This is a genomic window from Kocuria gwangalliensis (genome assembly GCF_039544365.1).
GTDB classification, from domain to species: domain Bacteria; phylum Actinomycetota; class Actinomycetes; order Actinomycetales; family Micrococcaceae; genus Kocuria; species Kocuria gwangalliensis.
In genome coordinates this window covers 172,197-187,306 of record NZ_BAABLN010000034.1, presented here as the reverse complement: position 1 = coordinate 187,306, position 15,110 = coordinate 172,197, and the positions used below count along the sequence as shown (strand labels likewise).

Below are 15,110 nucleotides of genomic sequence, written 5' to 3'. Positions count from 1 at the left end.
GCCGCGAGACCTGGTCTCGCGGCGCCGTCGGCGTTGGTGCGCTTGGTGGGATCAGTCGCAGCCGACGATCTCGTAGAGCTTGGCTGAACCGTTGTGTTCAACGAGTTGTAGGTTCTGGTCTGTCGCCCGATCCACGGCCGTAACGCCGTCGTACAGGTGGGCAGCGTCGCCGCCGCCGGGCAGAAACTGCGTGCCAAAGTCCAGTACCCACTCGACATCGAGTTCTTCGGCTGCCGCACAAGCGGGACTGCCAGGTGCGGCGTCGTCAATGTTCTGGACGAGCGGTTGCAACAGGGGGTCGGGGTCGCCCACGTGGTACTGGGTCACGTGGCGATCAGCCACCGCGTAGGCTAAGGCACCGCCGTTCCACGGGTTGATGGCAATACCCTCATCCGGTTTCACGTATTCGTCAATGTTCTCGAGCAGCTCATATTCTTCGAAGCTGAGAATGTTGTCCCAGCTCTCCCAGGTGTATGCCTGCTTGCCCCACCGGGTGGACTGAGTGAGCGAATCCACTTGAGAGAGGGGAACAACGGTTGCAAGCACGGCCACCGCCACGAGCGGGTAGACTACGGTCCGGCTCGCGCCGGGGCCCAATGGCTTGCCCAGGTTGAGCAAGCCATTGAGCCCCGCGGCAATAGCTTTCACCATGTGGTGGGCACCCATCGCGATCAATGGCACTGCGGTAAGGGGCAACGTTGCGGCGAGGCGGTAGGAGTCTGTGTACCAGCCGCCCACAAGCCACTGGCGGGTGGGTCCGTTTTCCCCGGCGGCGGCCAGTGCGTAGAGGTACACCAGTAAGAGGTGGGCCACAACGAGCCAGCGTAACTGGCGGCGGGAAATGGCCGCGTAGATTCCGGTGGCCGTCAGAATCACGAGGATCCACGGGACCTCGTTGCGATCATTGGTGCTGTAGAGTAACGCCTCGCCCACGGCTCGCGCCGTGGAAGTGAAACGATCCCAGACGTAATCGGTGCTCAACGCGCTCCACAGCACTGACCACGCCGCCACGGCAACCGCTCCCAGGACGACCAGAATCAGTGCTTTCCGTCCTCTCCGGGCCACGGCAGCTGCCTGCAGAGCAAGCCACCAAGCCGTGGCGCCGAGGGGTACCGCCACCGCCAGCAGGGCCAGGAGCGCATTGGGCTGGGATAGGCACAAGCCGCCCAGCACCACCACCATGCACGCGGCCAAGCGAATCCGACTGGCGGTGTCGGGCGTGCGCGCGGTGGGATCAATGGTCAGGCGTGGTCCGAGCAGGCGTACGAGCAGACCAAGGGCCACGGGTACCAGCGACAAAGACAGAATGTTGGCGAATAACGGTCCCCATGCGATCAGGCCAAGAGGGAAGATGCCGAAACCGGCCGCGGCCGTACCGGCAACCACGCTGACAACCGGGGAGGGCCCTAGGATGCAGCGCGCCAGGTAGATACACGATGCGGTCCAAACGAAACCGGTCGTCGCCAGCAGCATTATGTTGTGTGCCACCATAACGTTATCGCCGGTCAACGGAACCATGAGTGAGGCGAACTGATGCCACGCGGCCGGGTACAGAGCAATGGTGCTGTCCGGGTTGGTCATCTGATTGAGCGTGAGCGTGGACCCGTTGCCGGTGTCCACGATGTAGCGGATGGCGTTGAGATGGAAGATGTTGTCATAACGCTGCGCGAGAGCGTCGGGATGACCGATCACCAGGATCAAGCGGCGCACCATCAGAACCGCGCCGATTGCCAATCCCAAGGCGGCACCCACGGGGAACAACCAGCGGTATCGGTCCAGAAAATGGTGCTCAAGATCCTCGAAAGCACCCACAGCGCTCGATCCGGCGCGGTACCCACCGCGGGGAACGAGACGGCCCACCAACCACGCCAAGACCGTCAAAACCACGGCAGCTATGGTCTGGGTCAGGGAGTTGTAACGGATGCTCACCAGATCCAGGAGCACACCGGTGAGCCCCACTACGGCTACGCTGAACGCCGGAGCCGCCAAGATTATCCGCCCGGTGCGCTGACCGAAGGCCCACTGCAGGGCCATCCCCGGTAACCATAGGAATGCCAGAACGACAAGGAACGCGGGCAGGTACTGCCACCACTCCGTCAGCACGTGGGTCCTGCGATTCGGGAATTGGCCTGGGGCACGGTTCGGTCCTCGAAGGTTGGGGGAAGATTCGGGACAACTATAGTTGAGCAACGTCAAAGCCAGGATTTGGCCGGTGGCATGGCCGGTACTGCCGATCACCTCCGACCAAGCGCGGTACGCGGCACATACGTGCTAATCGGCACACAACGGTCTACAGGGTTCGGTCGGTTGCTTGTGGGAGAATACTTCGCGTGAGTCGTGCGTGGATCGTGATGCCTGTGTTCAACGAAGGCCAAGTGGTGGGTGAAGTCCTGGAGAACCTCCGGAAGACTTTTCCCCACGTGGTCTGCATTGACGACGGTTCCTCCGATGATTCCGCCCGCATTTGCCGCGAGGCCGGGGCCGTGGTCGTCAGTCACCCCATTAACCTGGGGCAGGGCGCCGCGCTGCAGACCGGTTTCGAATACGCGCTGCAGGATCCGGACATGGACTGCGTGGTGACCTTCGACTCGGACGGTCAGCACCGCGTGGTGGACGCCTACGACATGGTGGGTCGCATCCGCTCCGGCGAGGCGGACGTGGTGCTCGGATCCCGCTTCCTGGACAACCGCACGCAGGTCTCCACACTGAAGCGACTGGTGCTGCGCACCGCGGCGTTCGTGTCCAAGTTCACGAGCGGCATGGACCTCTCGGATGCCCACAACGGGTTGCGTGCAATCAACCGCGAGACGCTGTCACAGATCGACCTGAAGCAGAACCGGATGGCGCACGCCTCGGAGATCGTGAACCAGTTCGCGGTCATCAAGCCGCACTGGGTGGAGCATCCCGTGGAGATCATTTACACGGACTACTCCAAGGGCAAGGGCCAGTCCCTGCTAAACGGCGTGAACATTCTGACCGAACTGTTCGTGAAGTAATCGGGAGCTATTCACAGTGACGATCATTGTTCAGTTAGTTCTGGTCCTCGGCGTGGCCTACGGTGCGCTCACGCTGGTGCGCGGGGGAGTCAACGCCAAGCATCAGGCCATCCGCCGGCTGGTGGGTCTCGCGTTCTTCGTGTTCGCAGCGCTCTCCATCTTTGTGCCGGACCTGGTCACTCACCTGGCGCGCTTCCTGGGGATTGGTCGCGGTACCGACCTGGTGCTCTACGGGTTGATCGTGTTGTTCATGATCACCCAGTTCACCAGCGCCCATCAGCGCCGCATCCAGGAAACCAACACCACCCGCCTGGCCCGCCACATCGCCATTTCCGAGGCCGAGAAGCCCTGGCAACCGACCAGCAATCATTCCGACCGCCGCTCGGTGCGCGCCTTCAAGCACACTTCACCGTTGGGCCCGCCCCCCGCCGACGCCGCTCGCACCGGTTCCACGGCCGTCTGAGCCTGGGTTCCGGGCCGGCTCTTTTCCCTGCGCGGTCGTCAGGCAGTCACCCCGTGGGGCGGGCAGCATGGAAGCCGGCCTGATCGGCGGTCGCGCAGTCTGGTGGGAGGCAACGGCAGTTCTGAAGCAGTTTTTCTGCAGCTTCCTCACCTCAGAATTCGGGGATGCATTTGCCTCCCCTCAGGCTTTGGACGGAGCGCTTGGCGAACCACTGATAAAACATGGCTGTATGCGTTTACATTTTTGGTCAGTACATGACACGGCCGAAAGCCTGGTCAAACCCGTAATGGGTTAGTTATCAACAACTTGATTGGCGCGGAATAACAGCCCGCGGAGTTTTCCCCTAGGTTCAATTACGAACTAGCCACTCAGTTGGGTTCGGGGGAACCCCAGGGGGAATTATGGCCACAGTGGTAGCCGAAGACGCTATTGGGCTGATCGAAGCGGAGGTGAGGGAGCAGATCCGCAGGAGCGGGCTGGACCCGCTGCACGAGGTCGAATCCACGCGCCGAATCGTCGATGCGGCCGTCGACGATTATGACCTGCGCTCCGCCCGCGCCGGACTGCCGCGCGTTGCTGACCTTGCCTCCGTGCGCAAAAGTGTCCTGGACCTGGTGGCGGGTTATGGGCCGCTTCAGCCCTACCTCGATGACCCGGACATCGAAGAAATCTGGATCAACGGGCCCGCCGAAATCTACGTGGCCCGCGCGGGAGAATCCGAGCTCACCAGCTTGGTGTTGAGCGAGGCACACGTGCGCACCCTGGTGGAGCGGATGCTGAAATCATCCGGGCGCAGGCTGGATCTCAGTTCACCCTTTGTCGACGCCGCCCTTCCGGATGGTTCGCGGCTCCATGTCGTGATTCCGGACGTCACCCGTAAACACTGGGCCGTGAACATTCGGAAGTTCGTGGCGCGCGCCCGCCGTGTACAGGATCTGGTGGCGTTGGGTTCTCTGAGTACGTCCGCCGCAAAGTTCCTGGAGGCCTCGGTTGCCAGCGGGCTCAACATTCTGGTGTCCGGGGCCACTCAGGCGGGCAAGACCACCCTGCTCAATTGTCTGTGTGCGTCGATCGGCCCGCGGGAGCGGGTGGTCACGGTGGAAGAGATCTTCGAGCTCAAGGTGGCGTTGCGCGACGTCGTCGCCATGCAGTGTCGGCAGGCCAATCTGGAGGGTGCCGGCGAGATCCCGCTGAGGCGGCTCGTGAAAGAGGCGCTGCGAATGCGCCCGGACCGCCTGATCGTCGGTGAGGTCCGTGAGGCCGAGAGCCTCGACATGTTGATAGCGCTGAACTCCGGGTTACCAGGGATGTGTTCCCTGCACGCCAACTCCGCGCGCGATGCGGTCACCAAGATCTGCACCCTGCCGCTGTTGGCCGGGGAAAACATCAGTACGGCATTCGTGGTTCCCACGGTGGCTTCCTGCTTCGACATGGTGGTTCATTGCCATCGCAACAACAACGGGCATCGATTTGTGAGTGAGATCCTGGCCGTGGGTAATCGCGTGGAGAACGGCATCATCGAGACGTACCCGCTGTTCCGCCACATCGACGGCGAACTGGTTCCGGTCGCTGCCGAAGTGCCCTCCCCGGACAAGTTCCTGAGGTCCGGGTACCGGCCCTCGGCACTTCTCGACGTGGCGCCCGCCGCCAAGACCGGGGCATCGGATCAGGCGCAACCGAAAAAGTCTCGGGCGAAAACCCCATGAGCGCACTGGTTGGCATCCTCATGGGGACCGGAGTCTTTCTTGTGTGGTGGTCCTTCTGGAACCAGCCGACCCACAAGAGGACTCGGCACTCGCGGACCGGTCGCGTGAAGACACTGTTGCTGCGTGCGGATCTGCCCCACGTTGCGCCCTCGGCGTTGATCGCGGCATGCATCACGTGTGCCCTGGTCACGGGCTTGTCCGTGACTGCATTGACAGCCGCGCCGTCTTTTGGTCTGTGTGCGCTGTTGGTGGCCGGCTACATTCCGTGGTGGTTCGTCAAACGGCGTGGTGGCAAGCGCTCGGCGGTATTACGTGAGGTGTGGCCCGATGTAGTTGACCATTTGCGTTCCGCCATTCGTGCCGGCATGGGATTGCCGGAAGCGCTCATGCAGTTGCAGTACCGCGGCCCCGAAATTCTGCGTCCGGCCTTCGGTCAGTTCGCCGCGGATTATCGGGCCAGTGGTCAGTTACACGGGTCGCTGACTCTGCTCAAGAATCGGTTGGCGGACCCGGTCGCGGACAATATCGTGGAGGCCCTCCGGGTGACCCGAGAGGTGGGTGGCACGGATCTGGGCAAACTCCTCGGCACGTTGTCGTCGTTCCTGCGTGAGAACGAGCGGACTCGCAGTGAGTTGGAAGCACGGCAGTCCTGGACGGTGAACGCGGCCCGCCTCTCCGTTGCGGCACCGTGGCTCGTCCTGGCGTTGATGTCCACCCAGCCCGCGGCCATTGAGGCCTACAACACCGCCACCGGGGCGTTCGTATTGCTGGGTGGGCTGGCGATCTCCGTAGCCGCGTACCGGTTGATGTTGCGGCTCGGAGCGCTGCCCACCGAGCGGAGGGTCCTGCGATGAACACGTGGACCACGGGAATTCTCATTGCCCTGGTACTGGCCGGAGGAATGTGGTTGATGCTCAGCGCGGCTCGAGCCGTGGGAGCACCCAGTTTCGCCGATCGGATTGCTCCGCAGCTACGTATGGTGCACGTCAGTTCGGCACTGAACCGACGTGGGCAAGTGAGAGCCAGTAGATCCGGCGGCAACGATCCCATTGGGCCCCTACTTCAACAGGCACTGGCCTGGGCCACGGACAAGATTGTGCCCTTCGCCGGCAGTGCTTCCGTCCTGGAACGTCGACTCATCCGCGCTGGTCTCGACAAACCGGTGGTCGACTATCGCGCCGAACAAGTTGTCTTCGCGGTGCTCGGCGTTCTGCTCGGCAGCGTGTTCAGCATTGGCCTTATTCTGCAAGGAAACGTCAGTGTCGCGATCGTCATGGTCGGAGCGGTCCTGGGCGCATTTTGCGGAGTGTGGTTCAGGGATCTCCTCCTAAAACAACGCATTGCCAAGCGAGAAAAGCTCATGCTCGCTGAGTTTCCCGCGGTGGCCGAGCTCATGGCCTTGTCCGTCGGCGCGGGAGAAAGCGCCGTCGGCGCCCTGGAACGAGTGTGCCGCGTTGCGGAAGGCGAGCTCGTCGACGAATTTCGGCAGGTGCTGGCCCAGACCCGCGCCGGTTCCGGACTGGTGACGGCCCTCCAGGATTTTTCCTCGCGGACGGATGTGATCCCCCTAGGCCGGTTCGTGGACGGAATCATCGTGGCCATCGAACGAGGAACTCCACTGGCCGAGGTGCTGCGCGCTCAGGCGCAGGACGTCCGTGATCACGACAAGCGAGTCCTGATGGAAATCGCGGGCAAGAAAGAAATTGCCATGTTGATTCCGGTTGTATTTTTCGTCCTCCCACTCAGCGTTGTCTTTGCCGTTTTCCCCGGCCTGGCCGTGCTGGACATGGGGTTCTGAGAATTTCGCCGCACTGAAAAAGAGTTAGTGAATATCGAAGGAGATTGACATGAAAAGATACCTATTCTTTACCGCACCGATGCTCGCCGTGCTGACCTCGATCAATGCACTGCGCTCGCGATTGACGGACGATGACCGCGATCGGGGAGACGTGCCCGGCTGGGTCATGCTCACACTGATGTCGGCAGTACTCGTCGCCGGATTGCTGCTCATCGCCCGCCCCGCACTCGAAGGCTTGTTCCAGGATGCGATCAACCGAGTCTCCGGTTTCTGAAGACCTCAAGGACGCGGGTAGCGCCGTTGCCGAATACGTCATGGTCCTGGCGCTCGCGGTGATTATTTTCGCGGGGATCCTGCAGTTGGGTTTTGCTTTACACGTGCGCAACACCCTGATCGACGCCGCCGCGGCCGGCGCGCGGTACGCCAGTCTGGCGGACCGCACCGACGACGACGGCGTGGCTCGCGCTCGCGGCATCATCGCTAATTCGGTGGGTGAGAGCTACGCCCACAACGTCAGCATCTCGCGAACTCAGGTGGGATCATTGCCAGCCGTGGAGGTGACCGTGGTCGCGCCGCTGCCCGTCGTGGCAATGTTCGGGCCCCCGGAAGCATCGAATGTGAGCGGTCATGCAGTGGTCATGGACTAGACGCGCTGCACTGGGGCGGAAGGCGGCGTCACCGGTTGGTGACCCTGACCATGCGGATCGGGGCAGTGCCATCGTCGAATTCGTCGCGTTGGGTTTGTTGCTGCTCATTCCGGTGATCTACCTGGTCGTGACGGTGTCCCGGGTTCAAGCCGGCTCGTTCGCCGTGGTGGCCGCGTCGGAGCAGGCCGGTCAGGCCATTTCGGTCATGGAAGCGGGTAGCTTCAATCAGGCTGCCATCCATGACATCGCGGCGGTGGCTGCGCTGGATCACGGTTTCGATGCGCAGGACCTCGCCCTCGAGGTGAGTTGCTCGGACGGCTCGTGCACCTCACCCGGTGCCGTCGCGACGGTTCATGCCCAGCTCAACGTGAGCCTCCCGGCTGTTCCCGGCTTCGTGACGGCCAACGTGGCCACCCTCACTTCGGACGTCACGGTCGTGTCCGGGAGATACTCGTGAGGACTCTGCGCGGAATCGAACGTTCGTCGCGCGGCACAGGCATCGTGGCGGGGCTCTGGGGCCGGTTTCACGGGGACCCTGGAGAACGAGACGACGGGCAAACCACCATTGTCCTGTTGGGTTTCACCCTGGTCACGCTGCTGCTCACGATCACCGTCATGGCCATCACGAGCGTTTACATAGGGGAGCGCAAACTTCAGTCCCTGGCCGATCGGGCGTCCAGCGCCGCGGCGGACACGTTCACCGACCTGGATCGATCGGAGGGCGCGGCGCCGTCGCCGATCCTGACGCACGACGGCGTGGCGGGCGCGGCATCGAGCTACCTGGGAACCGTGGGGGCCTTCGACGAGGTCGAGCAGCTGTCGCTCGGCGCACCCACGGGAACCCCCGACGGGCTCACGGCCCAAGTCACTCTGGAGGCCGTGGTCCACCCTCCGGTGGTGAACTTCATCATCCCTGCGGGCGTCCCGATCACTGCCACCGGTGACGCTCGAGCTGTGATGGGGCGCTAGTAAGAAGTGGAGGGGACACGTTGCAGACCGATATCGTTCGTGCCGTGAATGCTTGGCGCAAGGGTTGTGATGACACGAAACATGGCGCCAAACCTTCATCTATTCGTGTTCAGGCCGAGGATGGCATTGACGATCCCGCTCTGTACATCGATGCGAATCAGCGCAACGAGTGCGGTGCCCGTGCGGTCCGCAGTACCTCCACGACGCCGAATGGTTCATCTTCCCTGTGACGGCTCATCAACTAGGTAACTACCGACTGAGCATTCGCCACTCCTCGGATACTGACTCCGGAGGCACGGTGTCGGTGGACGCCAGCGACGGATTTGGGAAGCTGATTGCTCTAATTAACACCAGTCACAATCGAGCGTTCCAGGTGACCGACCCAAGCAAGTTCAATCTCGACCGGGATCAGCCAGTCGATGTTGGACTCATGAAGTCGTCGGTCAGGGCTGAAGGGACGGAGATGATCCAAATCGACTCCGCCCCTCCACCACGTGGCAGTAAATTACCCGCCGAGATACTCTCCTGTCACTGCGTCAACAGTGCCTGTCTGAATGCCCTCGCATTGAGATACGCCACCGTCCGTCGTGGGGATGTAGTTCTCGCAGAAAGCTTCGAAGTACGGCATGCCGTTTTCCCACGCAGCGTAGGCCTCATCGTAGGTGAATTTGTCGCCTCCACTCCCGCCAGAGACGGAAGGTACACCCGGGGTTTGCTGGGCTGAACCGGGTGTCTTTGGGGCTGCAGCGGGAGCGGGAATTTCATAGATCGCCTGTCCCAATCCCAAGACTTCGGGCGAGAAGATGAGCTCCCACAGCTTATGATCTGGATTCACCGTGTAGGCGATTTCACCTCGCATAGAACGACCTGGTCCAAGCTCTCCGTCCAGATTGCCGCGCTCGTCACCCGTCATGGCCACGTCGGCACTACGGTTCTCTGGATCATTCAGGGCCCACATCATGAGTGAAGAGATGGCTTGAGAATTAGACGAATTATTGGTGACTTCAACGTCTAATACGAGCCATTCTGTCCCGGACTCGGGAGACGTTATTTCGTCGCCCGCGGAGTATCGAACAGCATGCACCGTATGTTCTAGATCGCCCATCGTGACCGTGTCGCCGACTTGATGCATCTCGGCATCTGAATCAGCCTCCGGTGTCGTTGCGGCTGAGGGCTGGGAGCTAGAAGAAGTTGCTTGACCATCTGTCGATTGGCCAGAGTCACCGGTGCCCGGAGTGCTACACCCGGTTGCCAATGACAGACAAAGCAGCGCCGCGCCTGCCTGGGCCAAAACTTTCCACGGTGGTCCAATTGAGAAATTTTGTGACATGGGATCGAGCCCTTTTCAAGGATGAGTCAGTAGTCGGTGTAAATCGCGGCGGACCTCGGAAGGACCGCATCCGAATGCTCCAGTGCACTCGGGATTGTCACGTTCACAACGCTGGGGGTAGTAGTCGGATTCTCTCCCACAGACTCGATCCAGGTGACTGGAATGCACTTTATTTCCTGATGCAGATGAAGATGGAACGGTCTGCGCGGTGGCTCGCAAAGGGCAGCTTTCGTCAAAGCTGCCTTTTTTTAACTAACAACCTCGCTGTTTAGGCCCTGGCTACTATCAGTGCCATCTTGGAAGAATCTTAGAGCAGATCGCTGGTCTTTTGGATCGGCCTGGGGCAATTCGCGGGCTCATTAGAAACTCATGTCGCTTCCTCAAGGGCGCCATGTGTCACTTACATATGCTCGATTGTCTGCGTCTTGTATTCGTGTTTGTCGCCTTGGCGGCAGGTTGTTGGTGGCGGTGGCGTTCATTCTTGGATCCGTCATCGTGGCCGTGTTTGCAGTCCGTTAAATCCGGAACCTCATAGTCGAACCTCAGTAGTTCTCCGGGTCCCGAGGTAACTCCGCCGAGTGGTCGAACTCGTCCCGCTGGCTGACCGTGCCCCCACGGTCGATCAGTGTGATCGCCTGGGACGACCCGCGCCGAGTGCCACCGGTGATCTCCGCCCCGGAATCTGCCACCACGTTGATCAGCTCCACCGTGGAGCCCACGTGCACGTTGTCCAACAGCACGCTGTTGCGGACCACCGCACCGGCCTCGATCACACAGTTCTGGCCGATCACCGAGTGCTCCACCGTGCCGGCCACGCGTGCGCCGGGAGCGACGTAGGAGTTGGTGACCGCGGCGCCGTCGTTGACGAAACCGGGCAGGAGCGGAACCTGGCCGGTCCAAATGGGCCAGTTCGGATCATCAAGGGTGGCGCCGTTGCCGTCGATCAGCTGCATCTGTGCGGTCCAGTAGGACTGGATCGTGCCCAGGTCCATCCAGTAGCCCAGGTGGCGGTGTTCGAACACCGCGTGGTGGTCCATGAAGTACGGGATCAGGTCCTCGCCGTAGTCGGCGAGCTGACCGAGTTCGTCCTGCAGAGTGTGCAGGGCGGCGAGCAACTTGTCGGTATTGAAGAGAAACATCTCACCGGCAACGATCTGGCTGGACGGGTCCTCGGGCTTATACGCGAACGAGGTCACCGCACCGGACTCTTCCGGGGTGACCACGCTGTACCGGGAGGTGTCCTCGTGTACGTGGGTGGTGACCATCGTCAGATCCGCGCGTTTGGTCAGATGGGTGTTGATCACGTCGCGGAAATCGACGGTATACAGATGGTCGGCCGAGAGCACGAGCACCAGATCCGGATCTGCCTCACGGATCAGCTCGGCCTGACGATAGATCGAATCCGAATTGCCGGAGGCGAAGCCCTCACCGTGGGAGCCCTCGTACGGCGGCAGGATCTGCAGCCCGCCGTGCGAGCGGTCCAGATCCCATGGGCGGCCGTTGGCGAGGTACTTGTTCAGGCTGTAGGGGAGGTACTGCTGCACCATCCACACGTCGGAAATATGAGAGTGCGCCAGGTTGGACAGGGAGATGTCGATCAATCGATAGGTGCCGCCCACGGGCAGGGCGGGTTTGACCACGTGATCGGTGAGCGCCCCCAGCCGCGATCCTTTACCGCCGGCAAGAATAAGTGCGAGAACCGTGGGACGCTCCATAGTCACCCTCCTGATCGATTGTGGCTGACCACCAGAATAGCGGCACTGAAGGACCCGAACGGATGCCGTAAAGTGGTGTCCCATGGCCTCTATTGATTTTGCAGCTGAAATTCGCGATCTGCGCTCCACCTATGCGTCCGTGGAGGCCGTCACAGACGTTGCGGCGCTCGAACGGGAAATCGCCGAGCTCTCGCAGGAGGCCACGGCCCCGGATCTCTGGAACGACCAGGACCGCGCGCAAAAGGTCACGTCGCGGCTGTCCCACAAGCAGTCCAAGATGGACCGACTCAAGAAGCTCAACGAGCGCATCGATGACCTGGAGGTCATGGTGGAGTTGGCCGAGGAAGAAGACGACCAGGACACCCGTGACAGCACGGTGGACGAGCTCGAATCCATCCGCAAGGCTCTGGGCCAACTCGAGATCCAGACCCTGCTGGCGGGCGAATACGATGAGCGCGAGGCCGTGGTCACCATCCGCTCCGGCGCCGGCGGTGTGGATGCCGCCGACTTCGCGGAAATCCTCATGCGCATGTACCTGCGGTGGGCGGAGCGTCACGGTTACCCCACCACGGTGCTCGACACCTCCTACGCGGAAGAGGCGGGCTTGAAGTCCGCCACGTTCGAGGTCAAGGCCCCGTACGCGTTCGGTACGCTCTCGGTCGAGGCCGGCACGCACCGCCTGGTGCGCATTTCGCCCTTCGACAACCAGGGTCGCCGCCAGACCTCGTTTGCCGCGGTGGAGGTGATTCCGCTGATTGAATCCGATGACACCGTGGAAATTCCTGAGGCCGAGCTCAAGGTGGATGTGTTCCGCTCCTCGGGCCCCGGTGGTCAGTCCGTGAACACCACGGACTCCGCGGTGCGCATGACCCACATTCCCACGGGCATCGTGGTGTCCATGCAGAACGAGAAGTCGCAGATCCAGAACCGTGCCGCTGCGCTGCGTGTGCTGCAGTCCCGACTGCTGTTGCAGCGCCAGGAAGAAGCGGACGCCAAGAAGAAGGAAATGGCCGGGGACGTCAAGGCATCCTGGGGCGATCAAATGCGCTCCTACGTGCTCAACCCGTACCAGATGGTCAAGGACCTGCGCACCAACTATGAAGAGGGCAATCCCTCCAACGTGTTCGACGGTGGCATCGACAAGTTCATCGACGAAGGCATCCGTTGGCGCGCGGGCGCGCGCAACCACGACGAAGACTAAGGAGCTCTTTTCTCACGACGACGACGACGCCGCCCCGCCCGGCAGGTGCCCTCGGGCACCCGGGGAGTGCAGCGGCGTCGTCCGGGGGAGAGACCCGCTGAAGGAAGTAACGGCCCATGGCCAAGAAGAAGAAGAACGACGACGGCCGCCAGATCGTGGCCAACAACAAGAAAGCCCGGCACGACTACAACATCTACGACACCTACGAGGCCGGCCTGGCGCTCATGGGCACCGAGGTGAAGTCGCTGCGCATGGGGCGCGCGTCCCTGGTGGATGCGTTCTGCCAGTTCGACCGCAGCGGTGAACTGTGGTTGGAACACGCGCACATCCCGGAGTACCTGCAGGGCTCGTGGACCAACCACTCGGCACGGCGGCGCCGCAAACTACTCCTGCACCGCACCGAGCTGGACAAGATCGCGGGCAAGACCCGCGAGGCCGGCTACACCATCATCCCGTTGTCCCTATATTTCGTGGACAACAAGCGCGTGAAGGTGGAGATCGCCGTGGCCCGCGGTAAGCGAGAGTACGACAAGCGCCAGACCCTGCGCGAAAAGCAGGACAACCGTGAGGCCCAGCGCGCCATGCGCTACCGCAACATGGGGGTGTGAACGACTCGTCCGGCCGACTCAGCCGGACGGTTCTTCTCCTAGCGGTTCGTGTATCCGCCATCGATGGGCAGGGACACGCCGCTGATCATGGCGGCTTCATCGCTGAGTAGAAAGACGATGGGTGCCGCGATGTCCTCAACGGTGGCCCAGCGACCCAGGGGCATCTGTTCGAGGTAGGGCCCCTCGACATCTGGCCGTCCCCAATACCACGCTGACATGGGGGTCATCACCACCGTGGGGTTCACGCTGTTGGCCCGGATCCCGTACTGACCGAGCTCCAGCGAGCTCACGCGAGTGATGTTGTCCATGGCGGCCTTGGAAGACCCGTAGGCAATGTGTCCCTTGAGCCCCACCAGGCTGGCCTGACTGGACACGTTGACAATGGCGCCTCCTTTGCCCACCCGAATCATTTCCCGGGAGGCGTATTTGGTGACCAGCAGGGTGCTCCGTGCATTGATCGCCATGACCTGGTCGAAGACCTCCACATCCGCGTCTTGCGGGGTTTCGATGGCACCACCCCACCCACCGCAGTTCACCACGCCGTAGAGGTCCTTGCCCTCGAGAGCTGCCTTGACGCTGTCCTCGTCGGTGAGTTCGAAGGGGAGGGCGGTTGCGCCGGTCTCGCCGGAGAGCCGCTCAAGAGCTTCGACGTTGCGACCGGCAGCCAGGACTGTGGCGCCCCTGTCACGGAGCATGCGCACCGTGGCCCCTCCAATCCCGCCACTTGCCCCCGTCACGAGGATCGTCCGCGCCTTGAAGTCGTCCATGGTGTCTCCCATCGCAAGCCCGAGCGCGACTCCGGCTGTGGCCGGCCGCACATGATGACGTGGTCAGTGAAACACACGATGTCACGGGTGTCATGCCCCTCCATGTCCGTTGACATCCACGTCAGGCCCTCATTAGTGTTCCGTATCACGTCAGCCAGTCATCCTCGGAGGAACAGACATGATGCCAGGTCCGTCGGTTCCCGGGGGATCATCGCGATTCTCGGATGATGGTGGGTGCATGGCTGATCTGGACCGCCTGGTCGAATTGGCCGCGGACTTGGTGTCCGATGGGCGACGGCGTGTCCTAGGTGTCACCGGATCTCCGGGAGCAGGGAAGACCACGGTCAGTGAAGGTCTCGTGGCTGCGTTGGGGAGCCGGGCGGCTCTGGTGCAAATGGACGGGTTCCATCTCGCCGGAGAAGAATTGCGCAGGCTCGGCCGGTCTGAGCGGAAGGGTGCGCCGGATACTTTCGACGTTGCCGGCTACGCCTCGCTGCTGGAGCGCATCAGGTTCGGTCAGGACCAGTTGGTCTACGCACCACGATTCGATCGAGACATGGAAGAACCAATTGGTAGCGCCGTGCCCGTTCCGCCGGAGGCTCCACTCGTCATCACGGAGGGAAATTACCTCTTGCACGATTCCCACGGTTGGGAGCGCATCGGAAGGCTCCTGGACGAGTGTTGGTATCTGGAAGTGGACGATGACCTGCGGGAAACTCGGCTCATCGACCGACGCGTATCCCACGGAGATTCCCTGCAACATTCGCGCACATGGGTCCGAGAAGTGGACGGCGTTAATGCACGAATCGTGTCGCGCACCCGAGATCGTGCCAATCGACGGTTCCGAGTCCTACCATGAAGCACCCGGGCCGATGAGTGCACCAGAACCCATTGCCAAACCGTTACTGAC

General features: G+C 61.9%; 17 protein-coding genes. 13 read left to right on the top strand and 4 right to left on the bottom strand.

Going from position 1 to position 15,110, the window contains the following annotated elements; translation table 11 throughout:
- Positions 1-51 precede the first annotated feature (51 nt).
- Positions 52-2,103 carry a DUF6541 family protein gene (locus ABEA06_RS12030; RefSeq protein WP_345311626.1) on the bottom strand — a complete coding sequence of 684 codons (2,052 nt, stop codon included), beginning with the start codon at positions 2,101-2,103 and terminating at the stop codon, positions 52-54.
- A 227-nt stretch (positions 2,104-2,330) separates the two neighbouring features.
- On the opposite strand from ABEA06_RS12030, the gene ABEA06_RS12025 reads away from it, so the two are divergent.
- From ABEA06_RS12025 to ABEA06_RS11980, 10 genes are all read left to right on the top strand, one after another.
- Positions 2,331-2,996: a glycosyltransferase family 2 protein gene (locus ABEA06_RS12025; RefSeq protein WP_303383371.1), complete on the top strand. Its 666-nt coding sequence runs from the start codon at positions 2,331-2,333 to the stop codon at positions 2,994-2,996.
- Positions 2,997-3,012: 16 nt separating this feature from the next.
- Positions 3,013-3,459, top strand: coding sequence for a DUF2304 domain-containing protein (locus ABEA06_RS12020; RefSeq protein WP_345311625.1), 447 nt, complete (start codon positions 3,013-3,015; stop codon positions 3,457-3,459).
- Between the two features lie 401 nt (positions 3,460-3,860).
- Entirely contained in the window at positions 3,861-5,165 is a 1,305-nt protein-coding gene (locus tag ABEA06_RS12015; RefSeq protein WP_345311624.1) for a CpaF family protein, read from the top strand.
- The gene (locus ABEA06_RS12010; RefSeq protein WP_303383429.1) at positions 5,162-6,019 is read left to right on the top strand and encodes a type II secretion system F family protein; all 858 of its coding nucleotides are present in this window, start codon (positions 5,162-5,164) and stop codon (positions 6,017-6,019) included. Before ABEA06_RS12015 ends, ABEA06_RS12010 begins: the two co-directional genes overlap by 4 nt.
- A complete protein-coding gene (locus tag ABEA06_RS12005; protein ID WP_303383430.1) occupies positions 6,016-6,963 on the top strand; it encodes a type II secretion system F family protein in 948 nt (315 codons plus the stop codon). Before ABEA06_RS12010 ends, ABEA06_RS12005 begins: the two co-directional genes overlap by 4 nt.
- Before the next feature lie 49 nt (positions 6,964-7,012).
- A complete protein-coding gene (locus ABEA06_RS12000; protein ID WP_345311623.1) occupies positions 7,013-7,237 on the top strand; it encodes a hypothetical protein in 225 nt (74 codons plus the stop codon).
- The gene (locus ABEA06_RS11995) at positions 7,209-7,610 is read left to right on the top strand and encodes a TadE family protein (RefSeq protein WP_345311622.1); all 402 of its coding nucleotides are present in this window, start codon (positions 7,209-7,211) and stop codon (positions 7,608-7,610) included. Before ABEA06_RS12000 ends, ABEA06_RS11995 begins: the two co-directional genes overlap by 29 nt.
- Entirely contained in the window at positions 7,591-8,067 is a 477-nt protein-coding gene (locus tag ABEA06_RS11990) for a hypothetical protein (RefSeq protein WP_345311621.1), read from the top strand. The genes ABEA06_RS11995 and ABEA06_RS11990 overlap by 20 nt, the downstream gene beginning before the upstream one ends.
- Positions 8,064-8,579, top strand: coding sequence for a pilus assembly protein TadG-related protein (locus ABEA06_RS11985; RefSeq protein WP_345311620.1), 516 nt, complete (start codon positions 8,064-8,066; stop codon positions 8,577-8,579). The genes ABEA06_RS11990 and ABEA06_RS11985 overlap by 4 nt, the downstream gene beginning before the upstream one ends.
- Before the next feature lie 20 nt (positions 8,580-8,599).
- On the top strand, positions 8,600-8,809 hold the full coding sequence (locus ABEA06_RS11980; protein ID WP_345311619.1) for a hypothetical protein: 210 nt from the start codon (positions 8,600-8,602) through the stop codon (positions 8,807-8,809).
- A gap of 275 nt (positions 8,810-9,084) precedes the next feature.
- Here the strand turns inward: ABEA06_RS11980 and ABEA06_RS11975 are convergent, their stop codons facing one another.
- A complete protein-coding gene (locus tag ABEA06_RS11975; protein ID WP_345311618.1) occupies positions 9,085-9,909 on the bottom strand; it encodes a DUF4352 domain-containing protein in 825 nt (274 codons plus the stop codon).
- Between the two features lie 542 nt (positions 9,910-10,451).
- Positions 10,452-11,624: a glucose-1-phosphate adenylyltransferase family protein gene (locus ABEA06_RS11970; protein WP_345311617.1), complete on the bottom strand. Its 1,173-nt coding sequence runs from the start codon at positions 11,622-11,624 to the stop codon at positions 10,452-10,454.
- A gap of 82 nt (positions 11,625-11,706) precedes the next feature.
- Here ABEA06_RS11970 and prfB point away from each other — a divergent pair, with 82 nt between their 5' ends.
- Entirely contained in the window at positions 11,707-12,825 is a 1,119-nt protein-coding gene (gene prfB, locus ABEA06_RS11965; protein ID WP_312396680.1) for a peptide chain release factor 2, read from the top strand.
- Positions 12,826-12,941: 116 nt separating this feature from the next.
- Positions 12,942-13,433: an SsrA-binding protein SmpB gene (gene smpB / locus ABEA06_RS11960; RefSeq protein ID WP_345311616.1), complete on the top strand. Its 492-nt coding sequence runs from the start codon at positions 12,942-12,944 to the stop codon at positions 13,431-13,433.
- Positions 13,434-13,471: 38 nt separating this feature from the next.
- Here smpB and ABEA06_RS11955 read toward each other — a convergent pair whose 3' ends face one another.
- On the bottom strand, positions 13,472-14,200 hold the full coding sequence (locus ABEA06_RS11955) for an SDR family oxidoreductase (RefSeq protein WP_345311615.1): 729 nt from the start codon (positions 14,198-14,200) through the stop codon (positions 13,472-13,474).
- A gap of 238 nt (positions 14,201-14,438) precedes the next feature.
- On the opposite strand from ABEA06_RS11955, the gene ABEA06_RS11950 reads away from it, so the two are divergent.
- Positions 14,439-15,059: a nucleoside/nucleotide kinase family protein gene (locus ABEA06_RS11950; RefSeq protein WP_303383536.1), complete on the top strand. Its 621-nt coding sequence runs from the start codon at positions 14,439-14,441 to the stop codon at positions 15,057-15,059.
- The last annotated feature ends 51 nt before the right edge of the window (positions 15,060-15,110 follow it).

Excerpts from the sequence above, each read along its gene's own strand:
- prfB (WP_312396680.1), top strand. The coding sequence starts at position 11,707 with ATGGCCTCTATTGATTTTGCAGCTGAAATTCGCGATCTGCGCTCCACC.
- ABEA06_RS11975 (WP_345311618.1), bottom strand. The coding sequence starts at position 9,909 with ATGTCACAAAATTTCTCAATTGGACCACCGTGGAAAGTTTTGGCCCAG.
- ABEA06_RS11970 (WP_345311617.1), bottom strand. The coding sequence starts at position 11,624 with ATGGAGCGTCCCACGGTTCTCGCACTTATTCTTGCCGGCGGTAAAGGA.
- smpB (WP_345311616.1), top strand. The coding sequence starts at position 12,942 with ATGGCCAAGAAGAAGAAGAACGACGACGGCCGCCAGATCGTGGCCAAC.
- ABEA06_RS12015 (WP_345311624.1), top strand. The coding sequence starts at position 3,861 with ATGGCCACAGTGGTAGCCGAAGACGCTATTGGGCTGATCGAAGCGGAG.
- ABEA06_RS12005 (WP_303383430.1), top strand. The coding sequence starts at position 6,016 with ATGAACACGTGGACCACGGGAATTCTCATTGCCCTGGTACTGGCCGGA.
- ABEA06_RS12000 (WP_345311623.1), top strand. The coding sequence starts at position 7,013 with ATGAAAAGATACCTATTCTTTACCGCACCGATGCTCGCCGTGCTGACC.
- ABEA06_RS11995 (WP_345311622.1), top strand. The coding sequence starts at position 7,209 with ATGCGATCAACCGAGTCTCCGGTTTCTGAAGACCTCAAGGACGCGGGT.
- ABEA06_RS11990 (WP_345311621.1), top strand. The coding sequence starts at position 7,591 with ATGCAGTGGTCATGGACTAGACGCGCTGCACTGGGGCGGAAGGCGGCG.
- ABEA06_RS11950 (WP_303383536.1), top strand. The coding sequence starts at position 14,439 with ATGGCTGATCTGGACCGCCTGGTCGAATTGGCCGCGGACTTGGTGTCC.
- ABEA06_RS12010 (WP_303383429.1), top strand. The coding sequence starts at position 5,162 with ATGAGCGCACTGGTTGGCATCCTCATGGGGACCGGAGTCTTTCTTGTG.
- ABEA06_RS11955 (WP_345311615.1), bottom strand. The coding sequence starts at position 14,200 with ATGGACGACTTCAAGGCGCGGACGATCCTCGTGACGGGGGCAAGTGGC.